The sequence below is a fragment of the Catenibacterium sp. CAG:290 genome, from assembly GCF_000437715.1.
In the GTDB taxonomy this organism is placed as follows: Bacteria; Bacillota_I; Bacilli_A; order Erysipelotrichales; family Coprobacillaceae; genus Catenibacterium; species Catenibacterium mitsuoka_A.
In genome coordinates, this window is record NZ_FR898816.1 from 19,778 (window position 1) to 35,551 (window position 15,774).

Genomic DNA, 15,774 nt, shown 5'->3' on the forward strand with positions numbered 1-15,774 from the left:
GCTAATTAATTAAGCGTCTAAGCCTTCTACTTTGACACCCATGTTACGTGCTGTTCCAGCAACGATTTTCATTGCTGCTTCTAAATCATTAGCGTTAAGGTCAGGCATTTTGTATTCTGCGATTTCCTTTAACTTGTCAGCACTTAGAGTAGCAACAGTCTGCTTTGAATCACTTGCAGCTTTCTTGATACCACAAGCCTTCTTGATCATTTCAGCAGCTGGAGCTGTCTTTAATACGAACTCAAAGCTCTTGTCTTCATAAACAGTCAAAACTACTGGTACAGTTTCACCATGACGATCTTTAGTCTGATCGTTGAATGCTGTACAGAATTTTGGCATCTGAATTCCTGCACCTGCTAGAGCTGGTCCTGGTTTAGCACCACCTGCTGGGAACTGGATCTTCATAATTCTTACTACTTTTTTACCATTATTTGCCACGGTACACACCTCCATTAAAATATTGTCCGTGCTGTGGTTCGTTTGGGCCGAAGCCCTCCCACGCATTTGACGCCATGCGTCGATTACCAATTATACATAATACAAAGCAAAAATCAATGCTTTTTTAATTTTTTTTGACTTTTTTTACTCAATTGATTTTAAAGACTCTACCATATTCACTTGATCAAGAATATGACGCATCGCAAGATTGATAATAATCGTAAAGCCCACTGTCATACCAAACGCAATTAAATAGATATAAAGCGGCATTGTACGAATAAATAACATATTATCCATTTCTACCGTTAATACAACAAATCGATGAAGGAAATAACCAAAGAACATACCAAGTGATGCCCCAATCAAAGATAGAATGATATTCTCTCTAAAGATATAGTCACAATATTCTTTACGGCGGAATCCTAATACCTTGATTGTTGCGATTTCACCTTTACGTTCACCAATGTTGATATTCGTTAAATTATAAAGAACAATAAAACAAAGTAAGGCAGCACATCCTGATAAGATGGCAACAATAATATTCAATGAAGACATTCTTTGCTGGAATTCATCAAGTGTAGCAGTAAGTCGTTCCATACTACCAATATCATGATGATCAAGATAGTTCTTCAAGGCGTTGATATTTGATTTGTTTGTATTCATATCTACATAAAGTATAGAAGCAGATGATTTCATACCAGTCAGATTTTCATAGAAAGTCTTACTCATATAAACTTGATGATTGACATAGTGTTCTACGATATCTGCCACCTTGACTGTATATTTACTATTATTAAGAGAGAAAGTAAGAGTTTCTCCTTTTTTCACATTCAGCTTTTCCGCAAGCTTCTGTGAGATAACAACACCCTCATCATTTAAGATAATCTTCTTTTTTGTTTTATAATCCTTAAAGTGAATAAAATTCTTAATTTCATCCGCATTGTCATACACAATCATCGTACTATAATAATCTTCACTATTGCCTAGTACTGTAATGTTTTGACGCATAGCACTCGTTAAGTTATGAATACCTTCTAGACGCTTGATCTTATTTTCAATCTTTTTTGTATCTTCTACATTAGTATTAAGTTTAATAAGTGCATCATATTTATATACTTCTACATATTGTGAAGGAATGATTTTAGAACAGCTGTTTTTAACACCAAATCCCAGCATGATTAAGGCTGTACATCCCGCAATACCAATGACAGACATCCAGAAACGTTTCTTATAACGGAATAAGTTTCTCATAGTCACCTTCTGATTGAAATTCAATCGTTTCCATATAAAAGGTATACGTTCCATGAGTATTCTCTTACCCGCCTTAGGTGCTTTAGGACGCATCAAGACAGATGGTGTAGAAACAAGTTCCTGTAAACAGACACTTAATGTCGCAAGTAGTGTAACACCAACAGAAATAAGTATAGTTACAAGTGAAATGGACCATTTCTGTACTAGTACTGCTGATTGATTAATGCCATACATTAAATATGTGAATAAGAAATAGATAATACGAGGGAATGCCTGATTACCTACTAATATACCTAAGATACAGGCAAAGAATGTTGCTAGAAAAGCATAGACAATATATTGCATTATAATATCCTTTTTACTATATCCGAGTGCACGAAGTGTTCCACAATAGCCTCTTTGTTCTTCTATCATACGTGTCATAGTTGTAAGAGAGACTAATGCAGCTACTAAGAAAAAGATGAGTGGGAATACTTGGGCAATAGATGCAATGGCCTGCTTATAGGATTCATAAGTCGCAATACCGACATTTTCACTTTTAGTAAGTGAATATAGAGTACCTTTGGGAATCTGACTTAATTGTGATTCTGCTTGTTCTATTTGTGCCTTTGCTTGATCTAGCTGTTCTTTTGCTGAGTTGAGCTGCAGCTTCGCATTATTCTCAGTGACTTCAAGTTTACTTTGCTGGATATTAAGTTCTGCTTCTGCTTCATCTAATTGTGATTGGGCTTTTTCTAATTGTATACGTCCTTCTAGTAATTGTCCTACACCTTGAAGTTTCTGATTAAACTGACCCAAACTTTCATTCATCTCAGTCAATATCTTTGTATAAGCATCCTCTGCTGATTCTTTATCCTTGATACTACCTAGAGTATCTTTAATAGAGTTCTGAAGTGTTTTGATTTCCTGATCTATTTTCTTAGTTTCATTATAAGCCTGCTGTGAGGCTTGAGTAACCTGTGATGCTTTCTTTAAATAGACCTTCTTTTGTTCATAGAATTGAATACGTGCTTGAGCTAACTTCACCTTTCCTTCAGATATCTGTGAGTTAAAGGAATCTAGATTGCGCTTGTATTCCTGATAACCTTCTTCATATTGTTTCTTTGCATCATCTAACTGTGATTGCATGTCTCCTGTTAGTTGATCATATTGATCACTTATTTCTTCAGATAATGTACTCTTGATACGTGTATTTACTGTTTCAATCATGTCATCATAATCAGAACTAAATAAATCATAATTCTGGGCACCTTCTACATCGACAAGTAAAGAAGTATATAGATGATCATTGTTTCTTAACTGAGCCACCTTGCTATTTAAACCAAGTTCTCTTGCCCCATCATTTAATACTTCCACAAATCCACTATTGGTTCCATCACCTAGTGTATTAGTTCCTCTGTCTACATTACTGATATATCGTGGATCATTCACAATACCTACAATCTTATATGTCTTTATACCATTATCATTAGAAAGTTCAATTGTATGACCAATCTTGTAATTGTATTTACCTAAATTGACATCAATGATACATTCATCTTCTTTTTTAGGATAACGTCCTTTTACTATTTCAGGACGATCCAGCATATTTTGATCATAGTGATCCTGTGAATAAACAGTGACACCTGATTTACCATCCTTATGTGAAAATAATGCATCAAACTGATAACATGGGACAACCTTCTTCACACCCTTAAGGCTTCTTACCTTTGCGACATCTTCATCAGAAAAGCCAAGTGTCGCAATATAAGTGAGATCGGCATAATTATGATTATTGAGATATGTATCTACACTAGAAGCCATTGTATAAGGGGTATTTCTTAGTCCTGAAAAGACTGCAGCACCTAAGAATATAATCATGAAGATGGAAAAGAAACGTCCTTTAGACTGACTGATGTTCTTAAAGACAGTTTTCCAATAGAATTTCTTTTTTACCATTCAATATTATCGATGGATTCAGGATGTTCATTATATTCCTGTCTTTCCACTTTTCCATTCTTAAGATGTATAACTTGATCAGCCATTGGGGCAAGGGCTGAGTTATGTGTAATAACGATTACAGTCATTCCATAGTTATCACACATACTTCTTAATAAACCAAGAATTGATTTACCTGTTTGATAATCAAGTGCACCTGTTGGTTCATCACATAATAATAGTTTAGGATTCTTTGCGATAGCACGGGCTATGGCTACACGCTGTTGTTCTCCACCTGATAACTGTGCTGGGAAGTTATCTTTACGTTCTCCAAGACCAACACGTTCTAGAATATCTACTGAATTGAGTGGATCCTTAGAAATCTGAGAAGCAAGTTCTACATTTTCTAATGCTGTTAAGTTCTGTACAAGATTATAAAACTGGAATACAAAGCCAATATCATCTCTTCTATAATCTGTTAATTGTTTATCATCATAAGTCGCAATATTATGCCCATCTACAACAATAGTGCCACTTGTAGGTGTATCCATGCCGCCAAGCATATTTAATATAGTTGTTTTACCAGCTCCAGAGGCACCTACAATAACTGTGAATTCACCTTTATTTACTTTAAAATTCACACCATTATTTGCATAAATAGTGACATCTCCCATTGTATAGCTTTTCACAACATTCTTTAGTTCAATAAATGCATCCATACATTTAACCTCCTATTATTATTGTAAGTGATACCATTTTTATCTTCAAGCACAAAAAAAGACATGCATAAGCACGTCTATTCTTCGATCTTCTTAAGCTGAATTAATTCCAAATCAATAGGAGTAAGGTTACCTAAGAAATCAACAAGTACTGTTGCTGTTTCTTTTTCTTTATCGATAGATTCTACTTTACCACTCTTAGCTGCAAATGGTCCAGCAAGAACTTCTACATAGTCACCTACACCAAAATCAATTTCTACAGCTGTAGTCTGTACACCCATTGACTTTAAGATTGGATCTAATTCTCTCTTATTTACTGGGAAAGGTTTAGCCCCTCCACCAGATGATCCGATGAATCCTGTAACACCTGGTGTATTACGAACAATATACCAAGCTTCATCAGTCATGATCATTTCTACAAGAACATAACCAGGGAACATATTTACTGTCTTGTTCACTTTCTTACCGTTCTTGATTTCTGTTTCAACATGTTCTGGAATCACAATATTGAAAAGGATATTCTGAAGTCCCATTGATTCAACACGTTTTTCAAGATTTTCTTTTACTTTATTTTCATGACCTGAATATGTATTAACAACATACCACTGTCTTCCTTCATTATTGGAATCATGAGTTTCTTCAGTATTTTCTACTTTAGTTTCTAATTCTTCTGCCATATTAACTTAACCCCAATGTCTTTAAAATTAATGCAATTAATGCATCTGCGCCATAGAAATAAACACCTAGAATTACTGTAAATGCAAGTACTACAAATGCATCACGAGCTAATTCTTTCTTTGTTAACCAATGAACATTTTTAATTTCCTGACGAATACCTTTTAGAGAAAACCATTCTTTAAATTTTAATGGATTCTTATCTTCTTGTTCTTCTAAACGTCTTTGACGTTCTAATTTCTTTGCTTTTCTAAGCTCCTTGCGTTCCTGCTTAAGCTTTTCTTTTCTAGCCTTATCATCCATGGATGCAGCCTCCTTATTTCGATTCTCTATGTATCGTATGCTTACCGCATTTCTTGCAGTACTTACGTAATTCTAAACGTTTTACATTTGTTCTGTTATTCTTATAAACTGAATAATTACGTGATAAGCATTCCGTGCATACTAAGATTACCTTTTCTCTCATCTTATCACTCCTTAACCTAAATTAATTTATCATAAATACACAATATCGTCAATTGATAATTAAGAACTCCCCTAATGGATGTGCTCTTAATTTAGTCATTACACGATAAACACTGTTATAAACACACTTTATTGAAATATTAAGCATCAGTGCCACCTCTTTTTCAGGATATCCTAATAAAACAAGATGAAAGATCTTTTGATCTCTTTCTGATGTCTCATTCTGGATAATCGCATAAATAAGTTCCCAGATTTTTTCTAGATTCTGTGCTTTTTGTGGAGAGTAATCCACTTTTTGATCTGCAATCAATTCACCATAAGTGCGTGAATCTTCATAGTTCACAATCTTATCTAGAGAAACAGATTTCTTTTCATAACGAGTAAAGAAAGTATATTGTTTCTTGAGTAATGATTGCATCTTTTTAATAATACAGCTTTTCGCATATACATCAAATGTAGTATCCAAGTCATCACGATAGCTCCAGAATACTTTATCGAAGGTAATCAATCCTACCTGCAACAAGTCCTGTGCTTCTAGAGACATAGATGAGATATACTTCATCTTTCTCATCACTGCTTTGACTAAAGCATCATAATAACTATAAAGATATTGTAATGCGACAGGATCATTAGATCTTGCTAAATAAATCAGTTCCTTTAATGTACGATCATCCATAGATCATCCTCCTCTTAGAGAGGATGACGTGAGTTATATACCTGATAAAGTAATACGGCAGTCGCTACAGAGGCATTGAGTGAATTGACATGACCTACCATTGGTAGAATGACATTCATATCACAATGTTCTTTTACTAAACGAGAAATACCAAATCCTTCTGATCCAATCACAAGAACGAGTGGCATATTGTAATCTACAGCACGGTAATCTGTAGAGTTATCTAATTCACAACCTACTACCCAGAATCCTTCTTTCTTTAAAGAATCTAAAGTACGAGATAAGTTTGTTACCTGAGCCACAGGAACATGGTCAATAGCGCCAGTTGATACCTTTGCGACTGTCGCATTTAAACCAACAGAACGCTTCTTACCAATAATAACACCATCTACACCAATTGCATCACATGTACGAATAATAGCCCCTAGGTTGTGAGGATCTTCCATACCATCAAGCATTAATAAGAGTGGCTGTTTTCCTTCTGGAATGTTACGTACAATATCTTCTAAAGGTGTATAGTCATAACCATCAATTAAAGCCATTACACCTTGATGGTTTACATTCCCTACAAGTTTAATAAAGCCATTTTTATCCGTCATCCTCATTTTTATATTATTCTTGCGACACAACTTCACAATATCATCATTCTTTGACTGGTTCTGAATCATAACTTCATAAATCTGTCTAGGTCCTGTTAATAGTTCTTTGACGGTGTTTTTACCATAAATCCATTCTTTCACTTTGTCACTTCCTCTTCTTCCACATATTTCTTAAATAATTCAAATATTTCATCTAATCTTTCTGTCTGCTTAGTGAGATAAAGATGTCCAACCATTGATTCAAAACCAGAAGACTGGTTATGAACAACAACTGATTTATTCTTAACTGAATGTCCTTTGCAGTTACGTCCACGCTTAAATAAACGCACTTCTTCTTCTGTGAAGAAATTTCGAGAAAGGGCATATTTCATAAAACCTGCATGGGCATAAGCACTGACATACTTGATAGAAGCTCTCTGTAATTCATGAGGCTTCATAATTCCCTTCTCTGTGAGTAAATATTCACGGACATATACTTCAAAGACTGCATCACCTAAATAAGCAACAGCGAGCGCATTCATTAACTCTGGACGCATTAGAGAATGCCTCTTTCAGTTAATTCTTTTCTAACACGGTCTGCTTCATCAAAGTTCTTTTCTTTCTTATAAGCATTCCATTGTTCATATAAAGTGATATCTTCTTCAGATAATTTAGTACCTTCAAATAAGAAGCCTAAAACGTCACCCATCTTGACAAGAGTTGCATATTCAGTCGCAATGACATCATTGTCTTTTTCTCTCACACGCATCACCTGATTCAATACTTTTACCTGATCTAATACTTGTGTTAATGCGAGAGATGTATTTAAATCATCTTCTAATGCATTGACCATAGCATCCACAGTTTCCTTCTTATAATCATGAGCAGGAACATGGTTCACCTGTAAATATAAAGACGCATTCTTAGTCGCATTTTCTACTTTAGATACTTCTTTACGTACACCTGCAATAACATCATCAGTCATATTTAATGGATTACGATAGTGAGTAGATAACATCAACCATTTGAATACATTGCATCCAAATTCTACAATTAAATCTTTAGCCCATAATACATTGCCTAAAGACTTAGACATCTTCTCACCATCGATATTGATCATCTGGTTATGCATCCAATAGTTGGCGATAGGATGTCCATTATAAGCCATAGATTGAGCAATTTCATTTTCATGATGAGGGAACTTTAAATCCTGTCCTCCACCATGGATATCAATCTTACCATCCTTGAATAGCTTATTAATCATGACAACACACTCAGTATGCCATCCTGGTCTACCTTTTGACCAAGGTGTATCAAACTGAATACCTTCATCTGTCTTTTTCCACAATGCGAAGTCAGTTGTACTTTCTTTCTTTTTGTCATCAACAGAAAGAGTACGATCACTTGCCCCCGCAATTAAATCTTCTACCTTAATACCTGATAACATACCATATTCTTTAACCTTAGTAACACGGAAATAAACATCTCCATCTACTTCATAAGCATAACCCTTATCAATTAATGCCTGGATGAAATCAATGATTTCAGGCATAGTTTCAGTGACTCTTGGTTTATATGTAGGATCTTCAATATTTAATACTGCTCTGACATCTTCATATGCTTTGATATATTTATCAGTTAATTCTTTTTCTGTAATACCTTCTGCTTTAGCAGCTTTGATGATCTTATCATCTACATCTGTATAGTTAGATACAAAAGTCACATCATTACCTAGATATTCAAAAGTACGTCTTAATACATCAAATACGATCATTGGGCGTGTATTTCCAATATGAGCATGGTTATAAACTGTAGGACCACAAATATAGATAGAAACTTTACCTTCTTCAATTGGCTTAAATTCTTCTTTTTTGTTTGTTAATGTGTTAAATAGTCTCATAACATCCTCCTCAAATAAAAAAAGCTCATGATAAAGACGATCCACCTTACCATAGCTTTTCACTCTTAACGCAAGTCAAACGTTCTTTCTTTCAAAAAGACTCAGATGGGTGCATCCTAGAACCTCCCACTAGATGCTTTCACCACTTCATCCTCGCTGTAAGCTTCTTGTTCTATTCATTCTCATCTATAATTTACTTCACTATATCAAATTATCGTCTATTCTTCAAGACAAACGCCGTTCTTATTTCTTTGTATCACTTAATTTTTTTGATAACTTATCTAAACCTTTAGATGTAAGAGACAAACCTTTTGCTCCAAAGTCCTTTAAATCATTCATACCATCCTTGAATTCTTCTGTTTCAGTCACTTTTTTAATGCCATCTTTGGCCTTTTGAAATGTTTCTGATTCAGAAACAGTATGTGCTGCTTCTTTTGCACGATCAACACATTTATTAATATTCTCTTCACTTAATATTTCTTCAGTATTCTCTTTAACTCTTTGAATACCCTTTTGTACTTCTTCACTTTCAGTAAACTCTTTGACTTTATCTAACAAACTCATAATATCATCTCCTAAGCAAAAAGATGGAGGAAACTCCCCCCCCATCTTTGTATTAACCAAGTAATGAACCAAATACTCTTAAATATTCATCAGCTGAACGATCCCAGTCTAATTTTTCAGTCATAGCACGATAAATTAAACCATTCCATTGATCTTTATCATCATAGTAGATATGTAATGCATACTCGATAGTGTCCATCATTTCATGAGCATTATAATTAGCAAAACTGAATCCAGTACCAGTACCATCAAATTCATTGAATGGCTGAACACTGTCTTTTAATCCACCAGTTTCTCTAACGATAGGAATTGTACCATAACGTAAAGACATCATCTGAGATAATCCGCATGGTTCAAATAACGAAGGCATTAAGAACATATCACAGCCTGCATAAATACGACAAGATAAACCAAAATCATATTTTAACTGTAATGAAATCTTTGGATTACCAAAACCAGCAATTTCTTCCAATGGTTCTTCATATTTCTTATCACCAGCGCCAAGAATTAATAGCTGAACCTTTCTCTGCAGGATTTCTTCCATACGATTAAGGATCAAGTCTAAACCCTTCTGCCATGTTAATCTAGTTACAATACCAATAAGTGCAACATCAGGATCTTGTGGTAATCCTACCTCAGCCTGTAATGCAAGCTTATCCTTCACCTTTTCAGTATAAACGCTATTAGCGTTGAAATGGTAAGGAATATTTGGATCTGTTTCTGGATTATTTGTATCATAATCGATACCATTCAAAATACCATAAAGATCATCTTTACGCATAGCAAGGATACTCTGTAATCCTTCACCATAAGCATCTGTTAGAATCTCCTTGGCATAGGTTGGAGATACAGTTGTAATTGCATCTGAATAAAGAATAGCTGCTTTCATCATGTTCATGCAATCATCATTACGTACATTACCATTATAATATAAGTAGTTATCTAAACCGAATAGATCATTCAATAAGAATGGATCACATTTACCCTGATAAGCGATATTATGGATTGTGAATGTAATCTTCACATTACCATAGAAATCATAATAGCAATATCTTTCTTTATATAGAGGCGCAATCATAGCAGTCTGCCAGTCATGTAATGATAAGATATCTGGCATGATATTTAAACGAGATAAGCATTCAAGAACTGCAAAGTCATAGAATGCGAATCTTTCATAATCATCATCATAACCATATAAACCAGGTCTTCTGAAATATTGTTCATTATCCACAAAGAAATAAGTCACACCATCATATACTGCCTTAAAGACACCACAATAGCATCTTCTCCATCCTACCCATAAATAGAAATTAGTCACATATTCTAAAGTTTCTGGAAACTTGATATCCTGATACTTAGGAAGAATGACATAACATTCATGACCTTTCTTCACAAGTTCTTTTGGTAAAGAACCGATAACGTCAGCGAGCCCTCCAGATTTAATATAAGGAAGTGCTTCACCAGCAGCAAAAACGATTCTCATTAGACAATGTCACCTTCTTTGACATACAATGGATCACTTACATCGCCAATAAGTTCTTTAACATGTTTTACCTTAGCATCTTTATCCATAATAACATTTTCAAGATGAGCACCTGCTTCTACTGAAGAACCACTAAATAGAATAGAGTTCTTAACAACAGCGCCTTTACCAATCTTAACATTACGTCCTAAGATACTATTTTCTACAACTCCATCTACAAATACACCATTCGCAATATAAGAGCTCTTTACTTCAGCATCCTTTAGATACTTTGAAGGTGGTGTATCGTTAGTATTTGTGAAAATTGGCCAGTTAGACTTGAATGCCTGAGTTGATACATCGATATCAAGGAATTCAAGAGATGTCTTGAAGTAAGCTGCATATGAATCAATGCATTTTGCGAATCCTTTATATTCATAAGCGTTGATCTTCATTTCATCTTTTAAATAATTTAAAGTATCTCTTAAATCATAGAATACAGATACTTTCTGTGCTTTATAAAGCATCTTGATTAATGCTTTTCTATTAATTACATAAGTTTCAAGTGAGATTGAACGATCCTTGCGATTACCTTTATTTAATTCAAAATCAACAACCTGCTTGTCCTTAATCTTTAAGAAATCAGAACCGATAAATGTTTCATTCGCATTCTTAATTTTCTTATATACGACAGTCACATCACAACCAGATTTTTCATGTGCTTCTACAACATCAGAGAAATCCATAGTAGTAATGATATGTGCTGGAGAAATAACAACATAATCTTCAGTTGATTTTTCTAAGAATGCAATATTTTCTAACATATTGTTGATGTCATGGTTGTACATGTTACTGTTTGCATATTTTTCATCATATAATAATGAAATACCACCTCTTTTAGAGTTAAAGTTCCATGCATTACCAGAACCAATATGTTTCAATAATGATCTTGGTTTTTCTTTTACTAAAATACCAACTTTATCAATACGAGAGTTTGAAAAGTTAGATAATACGAAGTCAATAACACCATAACGACCCAAGAAGCTAACTGAAGCAACTGGACGTCTTTCTGTTAATCCTTTCAAAGATACATTACTATGTAAATTGATTAATCCTACTACATTTGCCATTTGCTCTTCACTCCTTATCTGCCATTGTCACTTACTAAAGCGACCTCTTTTGCTTCATCATTCACAACTGTTCCAGCTTTAATTACAACGCCTTCATCAATAATTGCTTTCTTGACAACAGCGCCTTCTTCAATAAGAACACCAGGCATTAATACTGAATCAATAACCTTAGCATCTTCACCTACGTTAACATTATTGAATAAAACAGATCCTTCAACTTCACCATTAACAACACATCCCTGTGTAACTAATGAATTCTTTACACTTGCATCTTTACCAATTAACTGTGGTTTACCAAGTGTATCTTCTGAGTAGATCTTCCAATCTTTCTTGATGTTATAAAGATCAAGTTCTTTATCATCAAGAAGGTCCATATTTGCCTGCCATAAGCTTTCAACAGTTCCTACATCTTTCCAATAGCCATCAAAAGTCCAAGCATATAACTTCTTCTTATCTGCAAGCATAGCAGGAATAATATTCATACCAAAGTCATGCTTACTGTTTTCATCTGCTGCATCCGCAATTAAGTATTTACGTAATTCTTTATAACTGAAGATATAAATACCCATTGAAGCCAATGTAGATTTTGGTTTTTCTGGTTTTTCTTCGAATTCATAAATATAGCCTTTATCATCTGTATTCATGATACCAAAACGGCTTGCTTCTTTTAAAGAAACATTTAATACAGCAACAGTTAAATCTGCACCTTTTTCTTTATGCACATTCAACATTTCTTCATAATCCATCTTATAAATGTGGTCACCAGATAAAATCAATACATATTCTGGATCATACTGATCTAAGAAGCTAATATTCTGATAAATTGCATCAGCAGTACCTGCATACCAAGTAGCACCTACTTCTCCTCTTTCACGTGCTGGTAGAATTGCAGCAAGTGAGTTATTACCATCAAGACCCCATTTAGTACCTGAACCAACATAAGTTCCTAATAGTACTGATTCATACTGTGTTAAAACACCTACTACATCAATACCTGAATTGGCACAGTTACTTAGTGGGAAGTCGATAATACGATATTTACCACCAAAGTAGACAGCAGGTTTAGCAACTTTCGCAGTTAATTCTTTTAATCTTGTTCCACGGCCACCGGCTAGGATCATAGCAACGATTTCTTTACCCATTTCTCTATCTCCTCCTAAAAAATGTAATCGCTTTCTTTTCGATAAATCTATTCTACCACAATTGGTACAATTATGATAGTTATAAGATTCAATTTCATTAAATTCTTACATTTATTATACTACACATCTATTACATTTTAAATATAAAAAAAGTCAGACTTACGCGTAAGTTTGACTTAATAGTTCTGTTTGAGATATTTTCTGACAGAAGAAATAAAATGAAGTGAACCTGTAATAACAATCTGATCATGTTTAAGTAATGCGACTTTAATAGCTTCCGCAAAATGTGGGACTACAGTTACAGTACTAAAGCTACGATAACTAGCTAAATCAGATGCACGTTCATCATTGAATGAAGTGAGATAAATTGGATAACCTGCTTCATCAATCAGTTCAATCATTTCATCCACATCTTTATCCTTCAAACCTGAAAAGATAAAGACTGTATCTTCAGTATGGACATACTGCACTGTACTTAGTAACGCTTTAATACCATCCGTATTATGCGCACCATCAAGAATAACTTGATGTCCCGCTACAGTCATCATTTCAAAACGACCATACCACACAGCACTTTCTATCGCCTTTTCAGTTGTTTCTGAATCTAAAGTAATAAGCTTATTCGCAATAGTAAGAGCTAAACGCGCATTCGCAATCTGATAGATTCCCTGATTCTTTAAAGTAAAGGCCATATCACGATAACGGAAATGGAATGGATAACGTGATACCTGATATTCAGGTACAACAACCATTGTCGCACCCATTGCATCACATTGTTCCTGTAATCTTGCGAGTACTGTTCCTTCTACTTCACTTGTAATAAAGTATTGTCCTTCTTTAATGATTCCCATCTTTTCATTGATGACATCATAAAGACTAGGGCCAATCTGATCTAAGTGGTCATTCCCAATATTAGTGATTGCACTAATAATTGGCTGAATGACATTTGTCTTATCATTAGCACCACCAATACCACATTCAATAATGCGATAATCTAAGTCATGAGTAGAGAAATAATCTAACATGATTAAAACATCAATTTCAAACATAGATAGATTCTTTTCTTCAATGACTGATTCATATTTATTAATGAGTGCAAGTAAATCTTCATCGCTAATAGGATGATCATCAATACGAATACGATCATTATGCTTAATCATATAAGGAGAAGTAAATGTTCCTACATGATATCCGTGCGCATTTAAAATACTTCTTAGATAGTTCACTGTAGAACCTTTTCCATTTGTACCTGCAATATGAATCATATTCTTCTGTTTTGTATTAATGCCTAATTCTTCTAGGATTCTTCCAAATGATTCAATTGTATTCTTATGTCTCTTAGATTCAATATATGCGATTGCTTTATCTATATTTCTAAACATTAATCAATCCTCCAATCTATTGGTTCTATCCCTTGACTAACAAGAAATTCATTAGTACGAGAAAATGGCTTAGAGCCAAAGAAACCACGATGAGCACTCAAAGGAGATGGATGCGCACTTGTAATGACACAATGTTTATTTGTATCAATCATACTGGCTTTGTTTTCTGCCTGACGTCCCCATAAAATAAACACAACAGGCTTTTCACGTTTATTCATCTCTTCAATAATATGATCAGTAAAGATTTCCCAGCCTTTACCTTTATGAGAATTTGCACGTCCTTCCTGTACTGTTAAGACAGTATTTAAAAGAAGAACCCCCTGCTTTGCCCAGGCTGTCAAATCACCATGATTTGGTATATCAATACCTACATCATTATGAGCTTCTTTATAAATATTCACAAGTGAAGGTGGTATGCGTACGCCTTTATTCACACTAAAAGCTAAACCATTGGCTTGATGTAATTCATGATAGGGATCCTGACCTATAATAACAACCTTTATATCTTCATAATCACAGAAGTTAAATGCATGCAATATATGATTATGAGGAGGAAATATTGTCTTAGAAGCATATTCTGCTTCTACAAATTCATGTAATGCTTGATAGTAAGGCTGTTTGGCTTCATTTTCAATAATAGATTTAAATGTCTTCATGAAAAATAAACTTCTTAATTAATTCCGCAACTACACCTTCATTATTATCTGCATGCGTTGTGTAGTCACATGCTTTTTTAACATCTTCAACCGCATTACCTGCAGCAACAGCTAAACCTGCCTTTTTAAGCATTGCCATATCATTATAGTTATCTCCAACCGCAATAGTTTCTTCTATCTTGATACCTAATTGATCTGCAAGATGCTGGAGTCCTACTCCTTTATCTACGCCTTCTTTATTGAATTCCATATAACGGTTAGAAGAATAGCTTACTGAACATCCTTTAGTAATATCTGTCATTTTTGGTTCTAAACTCATTAAATAAGGCACATCCACATTCTGATATAAAATCTTTGCGATAGTGGCATCCTTTAAGAAATCAACACTGTTTTCTTCTGGATAAACTACTTCAAGCTTTTGGTGCTTGAGTCTTTCTGCTTCAGACTCACTTAAGTTATATATATAAAGTGTATCATTTGTATAAACATGTATGCAGACATCCTGTTTTAAACCAAATTCAAAGATTTCCTTCATCTTATCAAATCCTAAGCCATTGAATTCAATAATACGATTATCTTTATTCTCAGTTAAAGCAGCACCGTTGAAGCTTAAAACATATTCTCCTTCCATATCTTTTAAACCTAACTGTGTAAGTTCAGGTAAGATCTGCATATAACCTCTTCCTGTTGCTGGTACAAACTTCACCCCACGTTCCTTCACTGCTTTTTGAATCCAATAAATATTACTTTCTGGTACAACATGGTCATCATTTAATAAAGTTTCATCTAAATCACTTGCAATTAATTTATATTCCATCT

Annotated in this window: 17 protein-coding genes; all 17 read right to left on the bottom strand. The window is 34.2% G+C overall.

The window, feature by feature from the left end; all coding sequences use genetic code 11:
• Positions 1-9 precede the first annotated feature (9 nt).
• On the bottom strand, positions 10-453 hold the full coding sequence (gene rplK, locus QVO42_RS05880) for a 50S ribosomal protein L11 (protein WP_217747232.1): 444 nt from the start codon (positions 451-453) through the stop codon (positions 10-12).
• A gap of 129 nt (positions 454-582) precedes the next feature.
• Positions 583-3,627 (bottom strand): FtsX-like permease family protein, encoded by a 3,045-nt coding sequence (locus QVO42_RS05885; RefSeq protein WP_022425224.1) that lies wholly within the window; start codon positions 3,625-3,627, stop codon positions 583-585.
• A complete protein-coding gene (locus QVO42_RS05890) occupies positions 3,621-4,325 on the bottom strand; it encodes an ABC transporter ATP-binding protein (protein ID WP_022425225.1) in 705 nt (234 codons plus the stop codon). The genes QVO42_RS05885 and QVO42_RS05890 overlap by 7 nt, the downstream gene beginning before the upstream one ends.
• A 77-nt stretch (positions 4,326-4,402) precedes the next feature.
• Positions 4,403-5,002 carry a transcription termination/antitermination protein NusG gene (gene nusG, locus QVO42_RS05895; protein WP_022425226.1) on the bottom strand — a complete coding sequence of 200 codons (600 nt, stop codon included), beginning with the start codon at positions 5,000-5,002 and terminating at the stop codon, positions 4,403-4,405.
• 1 nt (position 5,003) lies between these two features.
• Positions 5,004-5,303, bottom strand: a complete 300-nt coding sequence (secE, locus tag QVO42_RS05900) for a preprotein translocase subunit SecE (protein WP_022425227.1) — start codon at positions 5,301-5,303, stop codon at positions 5,004-5,006.
• A 13-nt stretch (positions 5,304-5,316) separates the two neighbouring features.
• Positions 5,317-5,466, bottom strand: coding sequence for a 50S ribosomal protein L33 (rpmG, locus tag QVO42_RS05905; protein ID WP_006505734.1), 150 nt, complete (start codon positions 5,464-5,466; stop codon positions 5,317-5,319).
• A gap of 48 nt (positions 5,467-5,514) precedes the next feature.
• Entirely contained in the window at positions 5,515-6,141 is a 627-nt protein-coding gene (locus QVO42_RS05910) for a sigma-70 family RNA polymerase sigma factor (RefSeq protein ID WP_022425228.1), read from the bottom strand.
• 14 nt (positions 6,142-6,155) lie between these two features.
• Positions 6,156-6,881 carry a 23S rRNA (guanosine(2251)-2'-O)-methyltransferase RlmB gene (rlmB, locus tag QVO42_RS05915; RefSeq protein ID WP_022425229.1) on the bottom strand — a complete coding sequence of 242 codons (726 nt, stop codon included), beginning with the start codon at positions 6,879-6,881 and terminating at the stop codon, positions 6,156-6,158.
• Positions 6,878-7,276, bottom strand: coding sequence for a Mini-ribonuclease 3 (locus tag QVO42_RS05920; protein WP_022425230.1), 399 nt, complete (start codon positions 7,274-7,276; stop codon positions 6,878-6,880). The genes rlmB and QVO42_RS05920 overlap by 4 nt, the downstream gene beginning before the upstream one ends.
• Positions 7,276-8,619 carry a cysteine--tRNA ligase gene (cysS, locus tag QVO42_RS05925; protein ID WP_022425231.1) on the bottom strand — a complete coding sequence of 448 codons (1,344 nt, stop codon included), beginning with the start codon at positions 8,617-8,619 and terminating at the stop codon, positions 7,276-7,278. The genes QVO42_RS05920 and cysS overlap by 1 nt, the downstream gene beginning before the upstream one ends.
• Positions 8,620-8,862: 243 nt before the next feature.
• Entirely contained in the window at positions 8,863-9,183 is a 321-nt protein-coding gene (locus tag QVO42_RS05930; protein WP_022425232.1) for a hypothetical protein, read from the bottom strand.
• A gap of 52 nt (positions 9,184-9,235) precedes the next feature.
• Entirely contained in the window at positions 9,236-10,666 is a 1,431-nt protein-coding gene (gene glgA, locus QVO42_RS05935) for a glycogen synthase GlgA (RefSeq protein WP_022425233.1), read from the bottom strand.
• Positions 10,666-11,775, bottom strand: coding sequence for a glucose-1-phosphate adenylyltransferase subunit GlgD (glgD, locus tag QVO42_RS05940; RefSeq protein ID WP_022425234.1), 1,110 nt, complete (start codon positions 11,773-11,775; stop codon positions 10,666-10,668). Before glgD ends, glgA begins: the two co-directional genes overlap by 1 nt.
• 14 nt (positions 11,776-11,789) lie before the next feature.
• On the bottom strand, positions 11,790-12,917 hold the full coding sequence (locus tag QVO42_RS05945; protein WP_022425235.1) for a glucose-1-phosphate adenylyltransferase: 1,128 nt from the start codon (positions 12,915-12,917) through the stop codon (positions 11,790-11,792).
• A 176-nt stretch (positions 12,918-13,093) separates the two neighbouring features.
• Entirely contained in the window at positions 13,094-14,299 is a 1,206-nt protein-coding gene (locus tag QVO42_RS05950; protein ID WP_022425236.1) for a bifunctional folylpolyglutamate synthase/dihydrofolate synthase, read from the bottom strand.
• Positions 14,299-14,955: a uracil-DNA glycosylase gene (locus QVO42_RS05955; protein WP_022425237.1), complete on the bottom strand. Its 657-nt coding sequence runs from the start codon at positions 14,953-14,955 to the stop codon at positions 14,299-14,301. Before QVO42_RS05955 ends, QVO42_RS05950 begins: the two co-directional genes overlap by 1 nt.
• Entirely contained in the window at positions 14,942-15,772 is an 831-nt protein-coding gene (locus tag QVO42_RS05960) for a Cof-type HAD-IIB family hydrolase (RefSeq protein ID WP_022425238.1), read from the bottom strand. The genes QVO42_RS05955 and QVO42_RS05960 overlap by 14 nt, the downstream gene beginning before the upstream one ends.
• Positions 15,773-15,774 lie beyond the last annotated feature (2 nt).

Bases quoted from the DNA above. Each gene is read 5' to 3' on its own strand.
- QVO42_RS05945 (WP_022425235.1), bottom strand. From the start codon at position 12,917: ATGGGTAAAGAAATCGTTGCTATGATCCTAGCCGGTGGCCGTGGAACA.
- QVO42_RS05950 (WP_022425236.1), bottom strand. From the start codon at position 14,299: ATGTTTAGAAATATAGATAAAGCAATCGCATATATTGAATCTAAGAGA.
- QVO42_RS05910 (WP_022425228.1), bottom strand. From the start codon at position 6,141: ATGGATGATCGTACATTAAAGGAACTGATTTATTTAGCAAGATCTAAT.
- rplK (WP_217747232.1), bottom strand. From the start codon at position 453: ATGGAGGTGTGTACCGTGGCAAATAATGGTAAAAAAGTAGTAAGAATT.
- QVO42_RS05930 (WP_022425232.1), bottom strand. From the start codon at position 9,183: ATGAGTTTGTTAGATAAAGTCAAAGAGTTTACTGAAAGTGAAGAAGTA.
- glgD (WP_022425234.1), bottom strand. From the start codon at position 11,775: ATGGCAAATGTAGTAGGATTAATCAATTTACATAGTAATGTATCTTTG.
- rpmG (WP_006505734.1), bottom strand. From the start codon at position 5,466: ATGAGAGAAAAGGTAATCTTAGTATGCACGGAATGCTTATCACGTAAT.
- nusG (WP_022425226.1), bottom strand. From the start codon at position 5,002: ATGGCAGAAGAATTAGAAACTAAAGTAGAAAATACTGAAGAAACTCAT.
- secE (WP_022425227.1), bottom strand. From the start codon at position 5,303: ATGGATGATAAGGCTAGAAAAGAAAAGCTTAAGCAGGAACGCAAGGAG.
- QVO42_RS05920 (WP_022425230.1), bottom strand. From the start codon at position 7,276: ATGCGTCCAGAGTTAATGAATGCGCTCGCTGTTGCTTATTTAGGTGAT.
- glgA (WP_022425233.1), bottom strand. From the start codon at position 10,666: ATGAGAATCGTTTTTGCTGCTGGTGAAGCACTTCCTTATATTAAATCT.
- QVO42_RS05885 (WP_022425224.1), bottom strand. From the start codon at position 3,627: ATGGTAAAAAAGAAATTCTATTGGAAAACTGTCTTTAAGAACATCAGT.
- cysS (WP_022425231.1), bottom strand. From the start codon at position 8,619: ATGAGACTATTTAACACATTAACAAACAAAAAAGAAGAATTTAAGCCA.
- QVO42_RS05890 (WP_022425225.1), bottom strand. From the start codon at position 4,325: ATGGATGCATTTATTGAACTAAAGAATGTTGTGAAAAGCTATACAATG.
- QVO42_RS05955 (WP_022425237.1), bottom strand. From the start codon at position 14,955: ATGAAGACATTTAAATCTATTATTGAAAATGAAGCCAAACAGCCTTAC.
- QVO42_RS05960 (WP_022425238.1), bottom strand. From the start codon at position 15,772: ATGGAATATAAATTAATTGCAAGTGATTTAGATGAAACTTTATTAAAT.